The sequence below is a fragment of the Marivirga sp. genome, from assembly GCF_035704835.1.
Taxonomy (GTDB): domain Bacteria; phylum Bacteroidota; class Bacteroidia; order Cytophagales; family Cyclobacteriaceae; genus Marivirga.
Genome location: NZ_DASSWQ010000061.1, coordinates 28,435 through 47,451 on the forward strand (window position 1 = coordinate 28,435; position 19,017 = coordinate 47,451).

The 19,017-nt window shown below is 34.7% G+C and carries 19 protein-coding genes; 11 read left to right on the forward strand and 8 right to left on the reverse strand.

Annotated elements, in window-relative coordinates; genetic code table 11:
* Positions 1-96: 96 nt before the first annotated feature.
* The 3 genes from VFM92_RS09360 to VFM92_RS09370 all read right to left on the reverse strand — a co-directional run bounded on the left by VFM92_RS09360 (position 97) and on the right by VFM92_RS09370 (position 4,548).
* The gene (locus VFM92_RS09360; protein WP_325121952.1) at positions 97-3,048 is read right to left on the reverse strand and encodes a M43 family zinc metalloprotease; all 2,952 of its coding nucleotides are present in this window, start codon (positions 3,046-3,048) and stop codon (positions 97-99) included.
* 117 nt (positions 3,049-3,165) lie between these two features.
* Positions 3,166-3,441: a NifU family protein gene (locus VFM92_RS09365; RefSeq protein WP_325121953.1), complete on the reverse strand. Its 276-nt coding sequence runs from the start codon at positions 3,439-3,441 to the stop codon at positions 3,166-3,168.
* Positions 3,442-3,453: 12 nt separating this feature from the next.
* Positions 3,454-4,548 carry an Mrp/NBP35 family ATP-binding protein gene (locus tag VFM92_RS09370; RefSeq protein ID WP_325121954.1) on the reverse strand — a complete coding sequence of 365 codons (1,095 nt, stop codon included), beginning with the start codon at positions 4,546-4,548 and terminating at the stop codon, positions 3,454-3,456.
* A 136-nt stretch (positions 4,549-4,684) separates the two neighbouring features.
* Here VFM92_RS09370 and dnaG point away from each other — a divergent pair, with 136 nt between their 5' ends.
* From dnaG to xseB, 5 genes are all read left to right on the forward strand, one after another.
* On the forward strand, positions 4,685-6,607 hold the full coding sequence (dnaG, locus tag VFM92_RS09375; protein WP_325121955.1) for a DNA primase: 1,923 nt from the start codon (positions 4,685-4,687) through the stop codon (positions 6,605-6,607).
* Positions 6,608-6,705: 98 nt separating this feature from the next.
* Positions 6,706-7,929, forward strand: coding sequence for a bifunctional 3,4-dihydroxy-2-butanone-4-phosphate synthase/GTP cyclohydrolase II (locus VFM92_RS09380; protein WP_325121956.1), 1,224 nt, complete (start codon positions 6,706-6,708; stop codon positions 7,927-7,929).
* Positions 7,868-8,557, forward strand: a complete 690-nt coding sequence (locus VFM92_RS09385) for a hypothetical protein (protein ID WP_325121957.1) — start codon at positions 7,868-7,870, stop codon at positions 8,555-8,557. Before VFM92_RS09380 ends, VFM92_RS09385 begins: the two co-directional genes overlap by 62 nt.
* An 11-nt stretch (positions 8,558-8,568) precedes the next feature.
* Positions 8,569-9,351: a 5'/3'-nucleotidase SurE gene (gene surE, locus VFM92_RS09390; RefSeq protein WP_325121958.1), complete on the forward strand. Its 783-nt coding sequence runs from the start codon at positions 8,569-8,571 to the stop codon at positions 9,349-9,351.
* A 2-nt stretch (positions 9,352-9,353) separates the two neighbouring features.
* The gene (gene xseB / locus VFM92_RS09395) at positions 9,354-9,557 is read left to right on the forward strand and encodes an exodeoxyribonuclease VII small subunit (protein WP_325121959.1); all 204 of its coding nucleotides are present in this window, start codon (positions 9,354-9,356) and stop codon (positions 9,555-9,557) included.
* Here the strand turns inward: xseB and VFM92_RS09400 are convergent.
* Positions 9,554-10,357, reverse strand: coding sequence for a tetratricopeptide repeat protein (locus VFM92_RS09400; RefSeq protein WP_325121960.1), 804 nt, complete (start codon positions 10,355-10,357; stop codon positions 9,554-9,556). The two genes, xseB and VFM92_RS09400, sit on opposite strands and share 4 nt — an antisense overlap.
* 121 nt (positions 10,358-10,478) lie before the next feature.
* Between VFM92_RS09400 and murB the strand changes: the two genes are divergently transcribed.
* Complete coding sequence (gene murB, locus VFM92_RS09405; protein WP_325121961.1) at positions 10,479-11,504, forward strand: UDP-N-acetylmuramate dehydrogenase; 1,026 nt, start codon at positions 10,479-10,481, stop codon at positions 11,502-11,504.
* A gap of 14 nt (positions 11,505-11,518) precedes the next feature.
* On the opposite strand, the gene VFM92_RS09410 is transcribed toward murB, so the two are convergent.
* Positions 11,519-11,995, reverse strand: coding sequence for a hypothetical protein (locus tag VFM92_RS09410; RefSeq protein WP_325121962.1), 477 nt, complete (start codon positions 11,993-11,995; stop codon positions 11,519-11,521).
* 141 nt (positions 11,996-12,136) lie between these two features.
* The gene (locus VFM92_RS09415; protein ID WP_325121963.1) at positions 12,137-12,619 is read right to left on the reverse strand and encodes a dCMP deaminase family protein; all 483 of its coding nucleotides are present in this window, start codon (positions 12,617-12,619) and stop codon (positions 12,137-12,139) included.
* A gap of 74 nt (positions 12,620-12,693) precedes the next feature.
* On the opposite strand from VFM92_RS09415, the gene VFM92_RS09420 reads away from it, so the two are divergent.
* The 3 genes from VFM92_RS09420 (at position 12,694) to VFM92_RS09430 (ending at position 14,837) form a co-directional block, all read left to right on the forward strand.
* Positions 12,694-13,248, forward strand: a complete 555-nt coding sequence (locus VFM92_RS09420) for a DUF2911 domain-containing protein (protein WP_325121964.1) — start codon at positions 12,694-12,696, stop codon at positions 13,246-13,248.
* 198 nt (positions 13,249-13,446) lie between these two features.
* Positions 13,447-13,872, forward strand: a complete 426-nt coding sequence (gene mscL / locus VFM92_RS09425) for a large-conductance mechanosensitive channel protein MscL (protein WP_325121965.1) — start codon at positions 13,447-13,449, stop codon at positions 13,870-13,872.
* Between the two features lie 68 nt (positions 13,873-13,940).
* On the forward strand, positions 13,941-14,837 hold the full coding sequence (locus VFM92_RS09430; protein ID WP_325121966.1) for a sugar phosphate isomerase/epimerase: 897 nt from the start codon (positions 13,941-13,943) through the stop codon (positions 14,835-14,837).
* A gap of 57 nt (positions 14,838-14,894) precedes the next feature.
* Here VFM92_RS09430 and VFM92_RS09435 read toward each other — a convergent pair whose 3' ends face one another.
* Both VFM92_RS09435 and VFM92_RS09440 read right to left on the reverse strand, forming a co-directional pair.
* Complete coding sequence (locus VFM92_RS09435) at positions 14,895-15,707, reverse strand: DUF1080 domain-containing protein (protein ID WP_325121967.1); 813 nt, start codon at positions 15,705-15,707, stop codon at positions 14,895-14,897.
* Between the two features lie 84 nt (positions 15,708-15,791).
* Complete coding sequence (locus VFM92_RS09440) at positions 15,792-17,228, reverse strand: Gfo/Idh/MocA family oxidoreductase (protein ID WP_325121968.1); 1,437 nt, start codon at positions 17,226-17,228, stop codon at positions 15,792-15,794.
* Between the two features lie 776 nt (positions 17,229-18,004).
* Here VFM92_RS09440 and VFM92_RS09445 point away from each other — a divergent pair.
* Both VFM92_RS09445 and VFM92_RS09450 read left to right on the forward strand, forming a co-directional pair.
* Positions 18,005-18,592, forward strand: coding sequence for a hypothetical protein (locus VFM92_RS09445; RefSeq protein WP_325121969.1), 588 nt, complete (start codon positions 18,005-18,007; stop codon positions 18,590-18,592).
* Between the two features lie 2 nt (positions 18,593-18,594).
* Positions 18,595-18,891: a hypothetical protein gene (locus VFM92_RS09450; protein ID WP_325121970.1), complete on the forward strand. Its 297-nt coding sequence runs from the start codon at positions 18,595-18,597 to the stop codon at positions 18,889-18,891.
* Positions 18,892-19,017: the final 126 nt, after the last annotated feature.

Consider the following 19,017-nt stretch of genomic DNA (forward strand, 5'->3'; position numbering starts at 1 on the left):
AGTGTCAAACGAAATGTAAAATTAACATATCCATTAAGAATTCAATCCAAAGATGGTAATTTGTAAATCTAAAAAGAGGAAAAATTCAGTTATGATTTATTTTAGGATAATAAATCGTTCAGCGGCATTAATTCTATTGGTATTAAGCCTTAAAATATACATTCCTTCCACTAAGCGAGAAACATCGAATGTAATAAATTGATTGAGGATTTTGGGTTCTCTAAATTCTAATATGACATTCCCTCTCATATCTAAAATCTGAAAGAACCCTTCTTCAGCAATTTCTAAGTTTAAATGTAAATTTAAGTCATTTTGGGCTGGGTTTGGATATATAACAAATGGTTTTCTAGTATCAGGATAAGCAGGAGGTGGGGATTGTCCTACAAAAAATGTTATGTTCCGCACATAAATATTTTGCCCATTATCATGCAGTGCCTTAAATGCTAATCTTATTTTGTCTCGAAAAACATAAGGTGATAAATCAATAAATTCATTTCTCCAGACTAATTCAGTATTTTCATTATTACTAAAAGCAGTAGCCAGCGAATCACCAGATTTCCTGTAGATTAAGGTATTAAAATTTCTTCCGTCATCTTCAGAAATATAGATTTCAAAAGTTTCAGATTGTCTATATGCTTTTGTATACGCAATATCAAAAATTAATCCTAGATAGTTGGTGTTGCTGACATCCATTAGCGGGCTAATCAGCCAATCTTCTGAACCTTCTTCTGTGATATCAGATGAATTGCTGTTGACAGCCATTTCAATATTACTATAAGTCCAACCTTGTTCTAGGTTAGGGTTGAAATTAAACCAATTGTCGTCTTGCGAATCTCCAAAAGATAGTCTCAATGGAGGTAGTTCTTCTAAGCAATTTTCTTCGAACGGGAGATAAAAAACATCTGCATTGATGATAACACCATTAGAGGTAATAGCTTTAATTTCAAATTCACCTGCATTTTTGTCAGGAGAATTTAATGATAAGTCAATTTCTTTTGTTTGACCAACGGTTAATATTTCATCATTAATTAAAAATTGATCAATAATAATTCCATCTTCTAATACTTGAATTTCAAAACTACTGATGGTTTCCCAACCTGTGTTTTTGACTCTAAGCTGGCCTTCTATTTTTTCATCGCAAAAAAGTGGATTAACGTCTTCCCAGTTTAAGATGCTTATTTCTTTTTGCGCCCTGTCTGATTCCCTCAGATTAAATTCGCTAATATAAAAATTATTGGCGAGGCGATTTTCTGCAACTATATTAAAAACCACTGATTCTTCATTTCTGATTCTGTTTAAATCAACTGTTACAGTGTCCCAATCTAATCGAAATTGAGGTGTGAAAATTGAATCTACTTTATATGCGGTTGTTAAATCGGTGATAGCATTCGTGAAAATTAAATCATCAAAAGTTCGTCCACAGTCATAAGAGGCATAAATGCTAATTCTGTTTGGAATAGAATCCGCAGCTTGGGCAAATACAAAGCTTAATTCAGGTATTTCAATTGTTGTGAAATCAAAAATAGGTGAAATGATTTCTTCTGTTTCTCCGAAATTTTGTCGGTTATTGAAAAATGGAACTCCTAAGCCAACATCGTAAATTTGCCAGGTTTCTTCTTTATCTTTATTCCTAATTAACCAAGGTTGAATCTGATTGAATTCTTTTTTGTATGGTAAATTAGCTTGCGCCAATTTTTGATAATATTCTATTCTTTGATTGTTTTCCAGTCTTTCATCAGCGAAGCTGCCATTTAAATTGACGTTATATGAAATTTCATATTCGCCAAATTCAGCAAAATTTAATAAACTGAAATAGATGTCTTTGGTCTCACCTGAGTTTAGGTCTTCATTGACTGTTCGTTCTTCTATTAGTTCCCCATTTAGAAAAAGTTGTATTTCATAGTCGTTGATTGGGAAGAGTCCTTGATTTTTCACAGTAATTTGAGGTGTAAAATTGCCGCTGCAACTTCCAGTAAATTGTCGGTTCATTTCAGCTAAACCTAAATCTCGATTATAAACGGGAGGTGCTTCCAACCCTGGCGAGTTCATTAAACTTTCTCGTCTCGGACTGTTTTGCAGCACTGTCCTCACTCTTGTTTTTTGGTCTAGAGTAAAAATATTCATGCATGCATCATTCGTATAATCCATGAAATTTTGCACCATATCCAAGCTTTCGCAAGTTGTTTTGGAAAGGTTGCAACCTAAGCTAGCCCGACTAGCACTGGGTGTATCTTCACAATAATCATCAACAGAACATCCTCCATCACCCCATATATGTCGTAGTCCGAAAAAATGTCCCATTTCATGTGTGGCTGTTCGTCCTTTACTTTCAAAACTTGGGCTGCTTGGATTATCACCAAAATAAGCGTAGTCAATCGTTACTCCATCAATCAATCTGTTATTGCTGGCAGAACTTAATCCTGCTAGATTTGAAACTGGAAATTCAGCCCAACCCAGACTTTCTTGAGATAAATCAGCTACCCAAATATTAAGGTAATCTTCTGCTGGCCAGTAACTTTCGGCACTTAAAACTGCGCGCTCGTCAAGACTATAACTGCTCTGGCTTCCCGGAATTCTTACTATCCCATCAGTTTCAAATCCATCAGGGTCTTGTCTAGCATAAACAAATTCTATTTCGAATGAGGCAGCAAATTCTTTGAACTGATCTAAAGTCTCCACAGCATCTGCATTCATCCGATTGAAATCTTCATTTAAGGTTTCTAGTTGACGGTCAATTCTACTTTTAAGTAAGTTTCCGCCAACACCCACTGGCTCACCATTGTGGATAATGTGAATAACCACAGGAACTTGGACAAGATTAGATTTAGAATTGCGGGTGCTTAATTTCTGTAATTGGGAGTTAAAGGCTATCCACTTCTCGAACTTTTCGGTGCTTAGTTCAGGATATTTATTTTGCCGTTCTTCCAATATTTGTGGAACAGCACATCGTTCTTGAGCCAAAAGCTGATTGAAATTGAGGAAAGAGATAAAAATAAAAAGACCACTCCTTATGATTAATTTCAATAAAGAGTGGTCTGTTTTTATCATTTGGTTCTGAATGTTTGTCTAAATTTAAATAGACTCTACAATAAAACCAAGCATTAAGTTCAAACTGATTAGATGTCAAAATTATCTTTTGAAAACATAGTCAGATAAAAGTGAATTTTATCTCATCGTTTGTGGCATTTCAGCATTCGGATCGTCAGCTGAAGTGATGTTAATTGCTTCCACAGCAGTTATTTCAGGCACTGCTTTTTTAACAGCTTCTTCCACTCCTGCTTTTAATGTCATCGTAGACATTGGGCAATTACCACAAGCCCCCAGTAGTTCTAAACGTAAAAGACCATTGTTAATATCTAAAACTCGAACATTTCCACCATCTGCTTCTAAATAAGGTCTGATGGAATCTAATGCTTTCTCTACTCTTTCTAAAATATCCATAATTTAATTATTTCAACTTGTCATTTCAACTGTTTTTGTTCCCGCCATACTTGCATTTCGAATTGCAACCTGACGAGCTAATTTTCGGGCTAAATCTTTGAATGCATCAGCAGAAGGGCCATCTTTCATAGCTGTAGGATAACCGGAATCTCCGCTTTCACGAATGGATTGCACCAAAGGCATTTGACCTAAGAAAGGAATGCCATATTCCTCGCTCATTTTAAAACCTCCACCTTCTCCAAAAATAAAGTATTTGTTGTCCGGTAGTTCTGCAGGAGTGAAATAAGCCATGTTTTCCACTAACCCCAGAATTGGAACGTTAATTTGTGGTTGTTTAAACATACCTATTGCTTTTTTAGCATCTGCTAAAGCCACTTTTTGAGGAGTTGTAACAACCACAGCACCTGTTACCGGGATGGTTTGTACTAAAGTTAAATGAATATCACTGGTTCCTGGGGGTAAGTCAATTAATAAATAATCTAATTCACCCCAATCTGTATCTCCTATAAATTGCTTTAAAGCAGAACTTGCCATTGGGCCTCTCCACACTACAGCATTATCTGGCGGGGTTAGGAATCCAATAGAGATTAATTTTATTCCGTATTGTTCAATAGGAACAATTACATTTTTACCATTTACCTGTTTCACTTCTGGTTGCTCGGCTTCACAATTAAACATTGTGGGAATAGAGGGACCAGAAATATCCGCATCGATTAAACCAACTTTTGCACCTTCTTGTGCTAAAGCAACAGCCAAATTAGCTGTTACAGTAGATTTTCCTACTCCACCCTTACCAGAACCTATTGCAATAATGTTTTTCACATTTGGTAATAAAGGTGCACTACTTCTGGTTGAAGTGACATCAGAAGTCATAGTAGGAAATACTTGCAAATCTTTATCTACATGCTGATGGATAGCATTAATACAATCATTTTTGATGATTTCTTTGAGTGGACATGCCGGAGTAGTTAAAACAACTGTGAAATAAACGGCATTGCCATCAATGCTCACATCTTTAATCATATTAAGAGTCACCAAATCTTTTTTGAAATCCGGATCATCAACAGTACTTAATGCTTTAATAATGCTATCTTTAGTAACAGCCATAAATATTTTTTATAATTAAATAATCGTAGTTTTGCTTAGAAATTGCTGCAAGTTAATCTTTATCGATTTAGCTAACAATTGATATGGAAAATTAGTTGGAATTAGTTTAAATAAAATTAAAAATTTTGACGAATAGGTGGGTTTAAGTCCAAAAACGATACAGGAAGTCCAAGATAGAGCCGAAATTGAAGAGGTGGTGGGAGATTATGTGCCGCTCAAAAAGAAAGGGCAAAACATGTGGGCTTGTTGTCCTTTTCATGAGGAGAAAACACCTTCCTTTTCGGTGGCTCCTAACAAAGGAATTTATAAGTGCTTTGGTTGCGGAAAAGCGGGAGACTCCATTCAGTTTATCATGGATTTGGAAGGACTTAATTTCCCAGAAGCCATACGTCAATTAGCTGATAAATATGGCATTGAAATAGAAGAAACTGAATCTTCGCCTGAGCAGCAAGAGGCATTTAATGAAAGAGAAAGTCTTTATATTGTTTTGAATTTCGCTGCGGAATATTTCAAAGATCTATTGCATAATCATCCGCAAGGAAAATCGATTGGGTTAAGTTATTTTAAAGAGAGAGGTTTTTCAACTGCTACCATTGACAAGTTTGATTTGGGCTTTACCTTAGATCAATGGGATGGATTATTAAAAGCGGCCACCAAGGCTGGTCATTCCGAGGATTTACTTGAAAAAGCTGGCCTTATTATAAAGAAAGAAGATAAAACCTACGATAGATTTCGAAATCGGGTAATCTTTCCAATCCATTCCATTTCTGGAAAACCAATTGCTTTTGGTGCCAGGATTTTAATTAATGATAAAAAGCAACCGAAATATATAAACTCACCAGAAACGGATGTTTATCATAAAAGTGAGGTGCTTTATGGAATTGCTCAAGCCAAAAAGAGCATTAGAGATGAAGAAAATTGCTATCTGGTGGAAGGCTATACAGATGTGATTTCTTTGCACCAATCTGGCGTTGAAAATGTGGTGGCCAGTTCAGGTACTTCATTAACCACCCAGCAAATCAAACTGATTGGAAGATATGCCCAAAACGTAACGGTTCTGTTTGATGGAGATGCTGCTGGATTAAAGGCCGCCATGCGCGGAATTGATTTGATTTTGGAAGGTGGGCTAAATGTGAAAGTTGTCATTTTTCCAGATGGAGAAGATCCGGATAGCTATTCTCAAAAAATGGGAGACGAAGCGTTCAAACATTTCCTTAAAGAAAATGCTAAAGATTTCATTCGTTTCAAGTCGGACCTGTTATTAGAAGAAACCAAAAAGGACCCAATAAAAAAAGCGGAAACCATTCAAGATATTGTCCGATCCATTTCTAAAATTCCTGATCCGGTTAAAAGAGCTATCTACATTAAAGAATGTAGTGATATTCTGGAAATCGATGAAGCACTTTTAATTGCTGAACAGAATAAAATTATTCTTCGCGAAAAGCAGAGTAAGGGAGATATTACAAAACGGCAGGCTAATTATTTAAGCGAGAGTTATAATCAGGCACCAGAGCAAATTCAAAAGCAATATTCTCCTTTTGAAGTGGCCGCCTTGCAGGAGCGAGAAAGTATTCGACTTTTGCTTACTTATGCAGAATTGCCTCTGGGTGATGATAAATTAGTGATAGATTATTTGTTACAAGAGTTAGCTGATACTGAATTTATACACCCTGTTTATGCTGAAATACTGCAAAACTTTGTTTCTCATCTGAAGAAAGGAGAAATACTAAATGAATCTTTTTTTATTAAGAATGGCTCAGAAGAAGTTCGAAAAGTTATATTTTCATTATATACTGACCGCTATGAATTGAGTGAAAACTGGGAGAAGAAATTTGAAATTTATACTCCCCACGAACGCCACATTTTAAATGATTCCATTTATATTCATGTGCTTCGTCTTAAACATCGCTCTATTTTACATTTATTGGAAAAAAACGCAGAAGAATTAAAGAACAAAAATTCTCAAGAAGATGAGGAAATTATTTTACAATATTTAATGCAGCTCAATCAAGCGAAGTTGGAGATCGGTAATTTATTGGGGATGGTAGTAGTTAAGTAACACAATCTTTAAACACTTACAGTACGCATTCGTTTGTTTTTTGTCAGGTAATCATGAAATAATGGCTACCTTTGTGATTTATTATTTTTCAAAGATTTATGTCGTCAGAAAGAATTCAATTAGATACTATAGAGTCCGCTATTGAGGCTATTAGAAATGGTGAAATCATCATAGTGGTGGATGATGAGGATAGAGAAAATGAAGGCGATTTCATTTGCGCTGCCGAAAAAGTAACACCAGAAATTATAAACTTCATGTCAAAGCATGGCAGAGGTTTGATTTGCGCATCTCTACCAGAAGACAGATGTAATGAGTTAGGACTTGAATTAATGGTAGGAAAAAATACTGCTCAATTTGAGACCCCTTTCACAGTTTCGGTCGATTTAATTGGTGAAGGCACCACAACAGGGATTTCTGCAAGTGATCGTTCTAAAACCATTCAAGCTCTGGTAAACCCTAATACTAAACCGGAAATATTGGGTAAACCAGGTCATATATTTCCTCTAAAGGCAAGGCAAGGTGGCGTATTAAGGAGAACTGGCCATACGGAAGCGGCAGTTGATTTCTCGAAATTAGCAGGCTTAACACCAGGTGGCGTTTTGGTAGAAATTATGAATGAAGATGGTACGATGGCTCGCCTACCTGATTTAAGAATTGTAGCAGATAAATTCAACTTGAAATTAGTAGCCATTAAAGATTTAATTGAATACCGATTAAATAATGAGTCTCTTGTTGAAGAAAAAGTTGACGTTGAAATGCCAACTGATTATGGTGATTTTAAACTGGTAGCTTTTGAACAAACTACTACAAAAGATAATCATTTAGCACTGATAAAAGGCGAGTGGAAAGAAGATGAGCCAGTTATGGTTCGGGTTCACTCTTCATGTCTAACAGGTGATGTTTTTGGATCTTGTCGTTGCGATTGTGGACCTCAATTACACCAAGCCATGGAAATGATTGAGAAAGAAGGCAAAGGTGTAATTGTTTATATGAACCAAGAAGGAAGAGGTATTGGTTTAATGAATAAACTGAAGGCCTACAAATTGCAGGAGCAAGGCATGGATACCGTTGAAGCAAATGTTGCTTTAGGTTTTAAAATGGACCAACGTGATTACGGTGTTGGAGCTCAGATTTTACGAAAATTAGGTGTTAGAAAAATTAAATTAGTTTCAAATAATCCTACAAAAAGAGCTGGATTACTTGGTTATGGCTTAGAAATTGTAGAGAATGTTGCTTTAGAGATTCCACCAAATAAGCATAATGAAAACTATTTACGAACTAAGCGTGATAAAATGGGACATAGCATTCTTAAAGACAGCTAATGTGAAAGGTATTTTTTTGTCTATATTTTTATTTATTCTATTGACTTTTAATGGGGTCTCTCAAAATCTTCCGCAGGAAATGTGGCATCCTGCGTATTTGGTGTTGGAATCAGAAGATACTTTGAGAGGAAATATTCAATATGATTTTGAATCAAATTTGGTTCAATATTCTAAAGGCAAAAAAATCCAAACATTTACTTCTCAAAATTTACTTTTTTTCAGCTTTGATTGTCAATTCTTCGAAAGAGTACGTGAGGTTTATTCATTACCATTTCAGTTAAAGGGTAAAATGAAAGTCCCTGTATTTTTTGAAATTCTTGATGAAGGTGCCATTACGTTGATGGCAAGAGAATATGTTGTCATAGAAAACAGCAATCGCTTTGCAAATCCAATGTATGGCGGTGGAGGATTTAGAAGTAGAGAAATTTTAACCTATGATTATTTTCTGTTAACTGCAGATGGCACAATTCATAGATTTTCAGAGAGAAGACGTGATTTATTACCCTTTTTTGGGAGCCACCAAGAAATTATGAGTGATTACATAAAAGAAAATAGATTAAAACCAGATAGACAAAAAGATTTGGTATCAATTATAAAATATTACAATAGTTTAGTTAGCTCCAAATAGGAAATAGATTCATGGAAAGACCTTTAATTTTAGTCAGTAATGATGATGGTGTAACCAGCAAAGGTATACGCCATTTGGTAGAATGTATGAAGGAATTAGGAGAGGTAGTGGTGGTCGCGCCTAACAGCCCACAATCCGGAATGGGGCATGCTATCACCATTGGAAATACATTGAGGTTGGATAGAACGGATATTTTTGGAGATGAAGTAACCGCTTACGAAAGCTCTGGTACACCAGCCGATTGTGTGAAATTAGCCAAACATCATGTTTTAAAAGATAGAACCCCCGATTTGATTGTAAGCGGCATAAACCATGGTAGTAATACATCTATTAGTGTTCTGTATTCTGGAACAATGTCTGCAGCAATAGAAGGTGCTATCGAAGGCTGCCCTTCCATAGGCTTTTCATTATGTGATTATGCACAGGATGCCGAATTTGGACATACACTAGATTATGTGAAAGCCATTGCCAAGCAGGTTTTAGATACTGGTTTGCCAAAGCACACGACTCTAAACGTTAATTTTCCACCGAAAAGAAATGAGCGCATAAAAGGAATTAAAATTTGCAGACAGGCCAGAGCCAAATGGGAAGAAGAATTTGACCAGCGTTTTGATCCTAATGGAAGAAGATATTTCTGGATGGCAGGAAATTTTGTGAATTTTGATAAAGGGGAGGATAATGACGAGTGGGCAATCGCCAATAATTATGTCTCCATTGTGCCTTGCCAATTTGATTTAACCGCGCATCATACGATTAGCGTGCTTAACGATGAATGGGATATTAGAGTAGATTAATTATGGCAAAGAAAAAACAATTGGGATACGAGGAATCACTTCACAAATTGGAAGAGATTTTGAATAAAGTGGAACATGAGGAAATCCCTATTGACCAACTGACCGAATTAGTCAATGAATCAATGGAATTATTGAAAAATTGCAAATCCATGTTGAAGGGAGCGGAGAAAAAAGTAGAAAATGCTTTTAATGAGATGGAAGATTAGTTTAGGATTCCCTGACAGTTTTCTCGGATATACTTTTGAGCGGCTTCAGGATTCATAGCTGCTAATTTTTTATAATCCTGGCAGGCTAACTCTGATTCTTTTAAGTATAAATAACTTTCTGCTCTTTTAGTAAAAATACTTTCGTTTTTATAACCCAGCTCAATAGCTTTTGTGAAATCGCGAACTGCCCAGTCGTGGTTATTATTATATTGATATACTATTCCTCTGTTGTAGTGAGCGTTTTTCAAGAATTTTTTATTTCTAATTAAATTACTGAAGTCACTTAAAGCAAATAATGTATTGGCTTGAATGGCGTATAAAACTCCTCTATTAAATCTTGCTTTATAATGGTCAGGATTTAGTTCTAGTAATGTTGTAAAGGCATCTTGAGATTTATAATAAATAGAATCTTTCATATAGCTCAATGCGCCATAATAGAGCGCATCTTCATTATTTTTATCGATCATAAGTGTATTTTTAAAATCAATCACTGCACTTTTATAATCATCTTTTTTATAATAACTTCTGCCTCGCCCCAGATAAGAAATGATTAAATCATTTTGGCTTTCAAGGCTTTTGTCATAATGCAGAATTGCTTCGTCATAACTTCCTAATTCCTCATAGCACCGAGCTGCATTATAGTGCATCATGGCATTTCTCGGTTCTAAATTTAAAACTTTCTCAAAATGAAACAGTGCCTTTTCGTATTGTCCAGATTCGAAAAGTTCACTTCCTTCTTTTTTATGGTCGGTACATCCTACTAAAAGGAAGATAATACCTATGTATAATAGATTTTTCATGGTAATTTTAAGCATTGATGCTCTAAACTAATTAATTAGGTTTAAAAAAATAAGAAATTTTTGAATTTTTTTAAATCCATAGCTTGAGTTGATTTTTGAACAATAATTTTGATTTCATTTTATGCTGAAATTTACCGAATCCCAATCTTTAAAAAATTACAATACTTTTGGATTTAATGTTGTAGCTAAACTTTTTATTGAAATTAATACAAAATCTGAGCTACAAGAATTACTAAAGTCCAAGGAATGGGCTGAAAATAAGCATCTTATTTTAGGCGGAGGTAGCAATATTTTGCTTACAAAAAATTTCGAGGGTTTAGTCGTTCTTAATAGAATTTCAGGAATAGAAATCCTGGAAGAAGCTCATAATTCTGTCTTATTAAAGGTAGGAGCGGGGGAAAACTGGCATCAATTTGTATTGCATACGCTTAAGGAAAATTATGGTGGTTTAGAAAATTTATCCTTAATTCCGGGAACTGTTGGTGCTGCACCCATGCAGAATATTGGAGCTTATGGTGTGGAGATTAAAGATTCTTTTCATTCGTTGGAAGCTATTAATTTGAAAAATGGTAAAATTGAGATTTTTAAAAATGAAGAATGCCAGTTTGGATATCGAGAAAGTGTTTTTAAACATGATGTAAAAGGACAATATATCATCTGTTCAGTTTCTTTCTTACTGGATAAGCCTAGCTTTCATCGGATAAATCTTGATTACGGAGTTATTAAAAATGTATTAACAGATAAGAATATTGACAATCCAAGTATACAAGATGTAAGTAATGCCGTGATAGAAATTAGGCAGTCAAAGCTCCCTGATCCTGCTAAAATTGGAAATTCGGGTAGTTTTTTTAAAAATCCTATTATTGATGCTCCTCATTTCGAAAAGTTGAAAAAGAGCTTTCCTAATATGCCTTTTTATGAATTGGAGGAAGGAATGATAAAGCTAGCTGCAGGCTGGTTAATTGAAAATGCTGGATGGAAAGGACATCAGGAAAATGGTGTTGGGGTACATCCTAAGCAAGCTTTAGTTTTAGTGAACTATGGAAATGGAAACGGGAAGGACATTATAAACTTGGCCAAAAATATTCAGGACTCAATTCAATCTAAATTTGGAGTTGAATTAAATCCTGAAGTGAATTTTCTTTGAAATACTATTAGCTTTTATTTGGTCAAGGTTATATGTCCAACTATTAGTAATTCTTGTTCAATATCAATTTGGAATAATTCTGCTAGAGCTGTTAAATCCTCTTCAAATTTTATTTTAAGTTGATTTGAAGCTGCAGATACAATTTTGTATTCATATGGTTCACCATTTTCTGGCTCAAAGAAAATTATATTTCCTTCAGAGTTTAAAGACCATATTCCAGTGCTTACATCGATGGTTCCATCATTTGAGGTATAGGTATCATCTTCTCTAAATTCTATGTTTTCCTGCCCGACCTCAAATAAGGTAGTAATGGATTCATTTTCAGTCATTTGACCATCTACAATAACATCAATTTCAATTTCTGATGTTGTCCATAAGCCAATTAAATCTGCTTTTGAGGCAGAAGCACCAGCTTCATCATCATTGTTACAACTTTGAAATAGGAATGCAATTGAAGCTAGAAGTACTAGTGATTTTAAATTTTTCATCATGGGTATTGGTTAAAAATTTCTGCATGAAAATAGTTAATACTTTTCTCAAGGAAAATTAAAACAAAATAATTACTGCAAATTTAGTTTATTTAAATTGAAGTGTTTTTTCTAATGAAACTATTTTAAAATTCTCTAAATATGTTAAATCATGTGGGTCACATTTTCTAAATTCCCCTCATAATGTTCAACTTCCACTCCAAATTTTGCTAAAAAATCCAAGCCTTCATCTCTATCTAGGCCTTTGTAGTGTGCATAGGAATTAAGATAAATCACCTTTTTAATACCCATACTAAAAATAATTCTAGCACATGACAAGCAAGGCGAGAGCGTTACATAAAGTGTAGTATTTTCAACAGAAGCATTATTTTTAACGGCATACATTATTGCATTTTGTTCTGCATGTATGGCTAGCATACAACTGCCTTTTGAATCTAAGCCACATCCCTTGCCAGGAAATTCCTCATCGCAATTATGCGTACCTGCAGGCGGACCATTGTAACCTATTGAAATAATTCGAGTTTCTTTAGTTAATACAGCGCCAACATGTCTTTTTATACAATGCGAACGTTTGGCCAAATTCACAGCCAGTTCCATGAAAATATCATCAAATTGTGGTTTTTTCATAAAACAAATATAATGGTTTATAGTACTAGGTTTAATAAAATTGTAAATTGCTTTAAAAATAAAAACAGGAAATCATGAAAAAATTCATCACATCTATTTTTGCCTGCTTTGCATTAATTGCTTTCATTAATTTTGATGCTAAAGCGCAGGAAGCATTAAAACAGAAGCCTAGTCCATTAGGTATGGTTACCTTTACATTTGAGGATACTTATGCGAAGGTTACGTATGGAAGACCTCATTTGAGAGGAAGAGAAGCTTTTGGAGAAAATTCAGAATTGGCTCCCTTAGGGAAAGTTTGGAGAACAGGTGCCAATGAAGCCACTGAAATTACGGTAACTGATACTGTAGAAATGGCTGGAAAAATGGTGGTTCCGGGTACTTATTCTCTTTTTACTATACCGGACGCGAAAAGCTGGACGATTATCTTGAATAAAGATGTAGGCCAATGGGGCGCTTATGAATATAATGAAGAACAAGACTTGGTGAGATTTGAAGTTCCAGTAAATAAATCAGAAGAAATGTATGAACCATTTACAGTACGATTTGATCAGGCAAATGGAGATGTGAGCTTACAGTTGATCTGGGCAAACACTTTAATTAGTATCCCTATTGAGTTTATGGAAAACTAATAGTAAAAGCCATATTATTATTTGAATACTACATATTAAAGATTTGATTTATTCAATATCTTAACAAATACTTCAAATGAAAGCTACAAGAGATTAAATCTTGTAGCTTTTTCTGTTTTATGCTAATTTGGAACGTAGTAGTCAACTAATGTCAATTATTGACTGTAGTTATGAAATCTAACCTTATAATTTTATAGTATGACTTTTTTTAAAGAGTTTAAAGAATTCGCCATTAAAGGAAATGTATTCGATATGGCAGTGGGTATCATTGTCGGGTCAGCATTTACAAAAGTGGTAAATTCTATAGTTGCTGATTTAATAATGCCAGTTTTGAGCATCTTTATAGGTGAAATTAATTTTAAAGATTTAGCTTATGTTTTTAAGGAAGCAGAATTAGATCCACAAGGAAACGTCATTAATGCTGCAATTTCTATTAATTACGGTAATCTAATTCAGAACACTATAGACTTTCTAATCATAGCATTTTGTATTTATTTAGTGGTTAGGATGTTTAATAAACTGCGAAAGAAATCTGAAAATGAACAGGATGGGACAGTAATAACGCCTAAGAATATTGAATTGCTAGCAGAGATAAGAGATTTACTGAAGGAAAAAAGGAACTGATTTTTTCTAATCTTATTTCTCGATAAGTTTAAAAAATCACTAAATTCCTATATCAAAATACCAACGATATGAATAGGCGCAAATTTCTAAAAAATGCAAGTATAGCCTCCGCTCTTACATTTATCAGTCCTTCATTTATTTCATCTTGCAATGGTGCTGCTTATGGTGTTGCGAAAGAAGCAGGGTTGCAGCTTTATACCCTAAGAGAAGCCTTAGAAAAAGACTTTAAGGGAACAATCGAAAAAGTGGCTAAAATTGGCTTTAAATATCTTGAATTTTTCAATTATAGTAACGGTAAATATTTCGGAAATAGCATTACAGAAGTAAAGTCAATATTGGATGAATCTGGCTTGCAAGCAGTCAGTAGCCATGTTTTGACTGGCTGGGCGATGCCTAAAAGTATTGGAACTATGACCAATGATTGGGAACGAACTGTTGCTGATGCGGCTGAATTGGGTCAGAGTCATCTTGCCTGTGCTTACCTTTTTGATTCTGAACGTAAAAGTTTAGATCATTATAGGAAATTATCAGAGTTACTGAATTCTTGTGGTGAAACAGCGAAAGAATACGGAATTCAAATGACATATCACAACCATGATTTTGAATTTCAGACTTTAGAAGGCGAAATTCCTTACGAAATTTTATTATCTCAATCGGATATTAATTTAGTGAAATTTGAATTGGATTTATATTGGACGGCCAGAGCAGGTGTAGATCCAATTCAATATTTTAAAAATCATCAAGGTCGATTCCCCTTGTGGCATGTAAAAGATATGGGAGCAGGAAAAGAACAATTCTTTTCGGCAGTAGGAGAGGGTGTAATCGATTGGCAAAATATATTTGATCATGCTTCTCAAGCTGGTTTAAAGCAATTTTTTGTAGAGCAAGATGACACTAAGAGTGGAAAGCCTTTTGAAGAAATTTCGAAAAGTTATGAGTATTTGAAGGGTATTAAAAAGAGTTAGAAGTATGAAGTCAGAAGTTTGAAGTTAATTCGAGCTCCCAACTTCTGACTTCATACTTTACTTCATTTCCTTAATTTTAATATTTCTATACCAGACGTCATCACCATGGTCCTGAAGGGCAATGTAACCTTTAGAGGCAATATTTCCCCAATCATCATTTCCTATATCAGCCCATTTACTATTAGCTATCAAATTTGCCATCCGGTCAGATCCAATGGTGTATTGAACAACAGTATCTCCGTTTTGAATATGAACAATGTCATTTCCTTTGGCAATAATTTCAGCTTGATTCCAGGTGCCATGCCCTTTGAAATTTTGTGGGTCTGCAGCAATAAGGTCATATAATGAGCCAGCTTGTCGGTTTCCATCCTTTCCTAATTTCGCATCAGGATGATGCTTATTATCTAGAACCTGCATTTCTGGAGCAGTTTTCCAGATGTAATCATATTCCTCTTTACCACGATATAAAATGCCTGAATTTGCTGCGCTATCTACCATCCATTCTACTTTAAGGTGGAAATCTGCAAATTCTTGGTCATAAACAATATCTCCTCCATCTTGAGCACCCGCCTCACCTCGACCGGAACCTTGAATGTGAAGCGCATCATTTTCAATATTCCATGCAACAGGAAAGCTTTCTTTTTGATATCCGCGCCAGCCTTCGGTAGACTTTCCATCGAATAATAATTTCCATCCGTCCTTTTCTTCTTGAGTAGTTAAAGTGTTGTGGGCATTATCCTTGGTTTCAGTAATTTCTTCCACTGATTCTCCTATAGCTTCATCAGATTCTTCCGTGTTCTCTTTTTTACTGCTGTCGCAGGCATAAATACCTACTATGGCTATAAAGCCTATTAATATTGATTTTTTCATTGTTCTCTTTATTTAAAGTTTTAAAAATTTTCTTGCTAAAACCTGTTGGCATTAATTACTAATTAAAAAAATCCAAATTCGTAATTAGTAACTCCATCCGTCACGATAGGTCCTTTTGATATATTCTTCAGCTGCCTGTTTCGCGTTGATGGTTTTGTATTGAGTATCGAATTTTGGATCGCCATCAATAACTGTAAAACTATCTGAAGATACCACTCTGATTTCCTCATCAGGACCTATGTTGGTTATTTCCATATTTTCAGCATCCCAATCGAATTTTCTTTTGAGGTCTTGTAACCTAACGGCTAAGTTTCCTGCTACCACTACCTCATTTAATGGTCCTGCATAAGCAAAATTAGAACTAGGTTCAACTCTGGATTTCTTATTTTCTTTTGCAGCTCTAACCCAGTCCATTTCATGACCACCTTTCATGGCATTAGGAATTCTTCTTAATTCGTTAGTTACTGGTGGTGGATTGTCCTCTCTTCCGATAATAAATGGATTCATGGCGTAAGTACCACAAATTAAGGTACCTTTCGTTCCATAGAAAATGGCGCCACCCCAACCCATTTGGTCACCAGGATACATTCCTGGTTTTAGTCCTTCTGGTCTGTCTGGTTTTAGTCCTCCATCATACCAGGTGAATTCTACCGCAGGCATATTGATTTTACCTTTTTTAGGTCTTTCTCCAAAGTAGTAAGTTACTTTTTCTGCGACAGGTGCGCTTTCAGTATTAACTTGAGAAGAACTCGCTTCAAATGCATACGGATAACCTAATTCTAATGCTTTATAAACGGGGTCCATAATATGGCAAGCCATATCACCGAGCGCGCCTGTTCCAAAATCCCACCACGCTCTCCAGTTCCAAGGAGTATAAGCTTCGTGGTATGGTCTTTCAGCTGCAGGGCCTAAGAATAAATCCCAATCTAAAGTGCTAGGTACAGCCATTTTTTCTTTTGGTCTTTCAAGTCCTTGTGGCCAGATTGGTCTGTCAGTCCAAGCGTCCACTTTAGTTATTTCACCTATTTCTCCATTCCAAATCCATTCGCAAACTTTGCGCATATCATCCGATGAATTTCCTTGATTACCCATTTGTGTTGCAACACCCGTTTTATCAGCTAGTTCTCTGAGTTTTCTGGATTCATACACCGAGTGAGTTAAAGGTTTTTGCAGGTAAATATGCTTGCCTGCATTCATGGAATCTTTTGCTGTAACATAATGGGTATGATCTGGGGTACTAATCATCACAGCATCAATGTCTTTATCCATTTCATCTAGCATTACGCGGTAGTCCTTGTATTGCTTGGCTTTTGGATAATCATCGAAACATCTTTTGGCATATTTCCAATCCACATCTGCCAGTGCCACAATGTTTTGAGAATTCATATTGCGCAAATTCGATCGGCCCATTCCACCAACACCAATACCTGCAATATTCAATTTGTCACTTGGTGCGGTATGTCCTAATCCTGCTATTACATTGCTAGGTACGATGGTGATACCAGCTGCGGCCAGGCCCATATTGCGCAAAAATTTACGCCTGTTTAGATGATTGTTTTTAGTCGAGTCGTCCATATTTAATGATTTTGTAGTGGTTTATACGGAATGAAATTAGGAAATCTATCCTATAAAACATAAAATAATTGGGTGAAAGGTTTAGATTTCGAATTTATAGATAGGGTAAGTATCTGAAATACAGGAGTTAATTCGTTAAAAATGATAGTGTATTTTTTACACTTAGGTTAAAGTGTACTTGATTAGTTATACTGATTTGTAATAGATGTTTGGTTATGTAATGTTTTGACATTTAAATGATATATAATATGTTTTTCACAATTTGTAAAGAATTAATAATCAGTATTATAAATAACCATTTTAGTATTTAAATATGATTTTAATTGAAAATATTAAAGTATTAATTTGGATTTTTAATATTTAATTTATTGATTTGAAAATCTACATGGTTAAGTAAATATTTATTCTACAAGTTATAAGTGCACAATGTAGCTTGGTAAAACTTACAAGTGAATTGATTTGAATCTGCCTTTAAGGAAGCCTCTTCAATCTTTTGTGTGTTAGAACCTGTTGATTAGGTTCAATATTTTAAAACAAAAAGAATGAGAGAACTATCCAAAAACCTATTGAATGCAATTATATTGATAGTAGAAGAATAATGGTGGGATGAAGAAGTAAATCTGTAAAAGGAATTTTTGTGAAACTATAAATTATTGACCCTTAAAGAGAATTAGTAAGTAACCCATTTCAGGATTCCTTTCTTAAAATCTAGTTTAAATGTAATGAAATACGTTTTTCTAATCCTAAACTTTCTTTGTTTTGAAGTTTTCTCACAAGATACCTCAAGAAATGAAGGTGTTTATTTCACTGCTAACCCCAAACTTAATTTCCATTTAAAATCATATTTTAGGTTTGAACAGGGGAATTCGTCTTACTTGGTGGATACTTCAGAGGAACCGACTTTTTCTTATGGTTTTAGTTTGGAAGCAGGTTATTTTATTATTCCCAAAAGCTTATCGTTAGGACTAGGAGTAGGGATTGAAGAAAATGATTCTTTTATGGCAACTTATTGGCCAGTCTATTTAGATGCAAAGTATTATTTTTTGAAGGAAAGGAACACCAATTTCATTCAGATGAATGTTGGTAGGGTTTTATCTACAAGATATAATGAGGTAAATGGGGGTAATTTACTTATTGGGTTTGGTAGGAAGTTGTTTTTTACTGAAAAATTAGCGGCATTAATGAGTGTTAATTATAATTACTTAAATATAGATTATGCAAATACCGGAATTGTTAATTTCGGATTTAGTGCAGATAGGTATAAATTACTAACACATGGTCTTGAATTTCGAATTGGTTTAATATTTTAAAAATGGCACGATATATATTATTGACGACTTTATTTTTATTTTTTTCTAAAAGTTTATACGCTCAGGAAAGAACAAAGGAAAAGAAAGAGTTTTATTTTAATGTTCATGCCAACTATTCCATTTCAAATGATTATCAAGTATCAATGAATCGGAGTTTATTGTCAAACACAGATGGCGAAGTTCAAACTTTAGATTTAAGTTATATGGCTTTTTATCCGTTAATACGTAACTATTTGTCCTTAGGCGGAGGTGGAATGCTTTCTCGTTCGTTTGGCCCTAATTTCAATGGATCAATCTGAAAATCTGGGGAGAAGTATTTTTCAAGCATATATTTTAGAGAGTCTGTAAAGGAAAAAGGATACGTTTTTCACACCTCTGAATTGGGAGCGAAAAGCTTTTATCTTGGCATTGAATGATTCAGCTGC

Bases quoted from the DNA above. Each gene is read 5' to 3' on its own strand.
- VFM92_RS09445 (WP_325121969.1), top strand. From the start codon at position 18,005: ATGAAATACGTTTTTCTAATCCTAAACTTTCTTTGTTTTGAAGTTTTC.
- VFM92_RS09440 (WP_325121968.1), bottom strand. From the start codon at position 17,228: ATGGGCCTGGCCGCAGCTGGTATCACCATCGTACCTAGCAATGTAATA.
- VFM92_RS09430 (WP_325121966.1), top strand. From the start codon at position 13,941: ATGAATAGGCGCAAATTTCTAAAAAATGCAAGTATAGCCTCCGCTCTT.
- mscL (WP_325121965.1), top strand. From the start codon at position 13,447: ATGACTTTTTTTAAAGAGTTTAAAGAATTCGCCATTAAAGGAAATGTA.
- VFM92_RS09410 (WP_325121962.1), bottom strand. From the start codon at position 11,995: ATGATGAAAAATTTAAAATCACTAGTACTTCTAGCTTCAATTGCATTC.
- murB (WP_325121961.1), top strand. From the start codon at position 10,479: ATGCTGAAATTTACCGAATCCCAATCTTTAAAAAATTACAATACTTTT.
- VFM92_RS09435 (WP_325121967.1), bottom strand. From the start codon at position 15,707: ATGAAAAAATCAATATTAATAGGCTTTATAGCCATAGTAGGTATTTAT.
- VFM92_RS09370 (WP_325121954.1), bottom strand. From the start codon at position 4,548: ATGGCTGTTACTAAAGATAGCATTATTAAAGCATTAAGTACTGTTGAT.
- VFM92_RS09360 (WP_325121952.1), bottom strand. From the start codon at position 3,048: ATGATAAAAACAGACCACTCTTTATTGAAATTAATCATAAGGAGTGGT.
- surE (WP_325121958.1), top strand. From the start codon at position 8,569: ATGGAAAGACCTTTAATTTTAGTCAGTAATGATGATGGTGTAACCAGC.
- VFM92_RS09420 (WP_325121964.1), top strand. From the start codon at position 12,694: ATGAAAAAATTCATCACATCTATTTTTGCCTGCTTTGCATTAATTGCT.
- VFM92_RS09450 (WP_325121970.1), top strand. From the start codon at position 18,595: ATGGCACGATATATATTATTGACGACTTTATTTTTATTTTTTTCTAAA.
- VFM92_RS09365 (WP_325121953.1), bottom strand. From the start codon at position 3,441: ATGGATATTTTAGAAAGAGTAGAGAAAGCATTAGATTCCATCAGACCT.
- VFM92_RS09385 (WP_325121957.1), top strand. From the start codon at position 7,868: ATGAAAACTATTTACGAACTAAGCGTGATAAAATGGGACATAGCATTC.
- VFM92_RS09400 (WP_325121960.1), bottom strand. From the start codon at position 10,357: ATGAAAAATCTATTATACATAGGTATTATCTTCCTTTTAGTAGGATGT.
- xseB (WP_325121959.1), top strand. From the start codon at position 9,354: ATGGCAAAGAAAAAACAATTGGGATACGAGGAATCACTTCACAAATTG.
- VFM92_RS09380 (WP_325121956.1), top strand. From the start codon at position 6,706: ATGTCGTCAGAAAGAATTCAATTAGATACTATAGAGTCCGCTATTGAG.
- VFM92_RS09415 (WP_325121963.1), bottom strand. From the start codon at position 12,619: ATGAAAAAACCACAATTTGATGATATTTTCATGGAACTGGCTGTGAAT.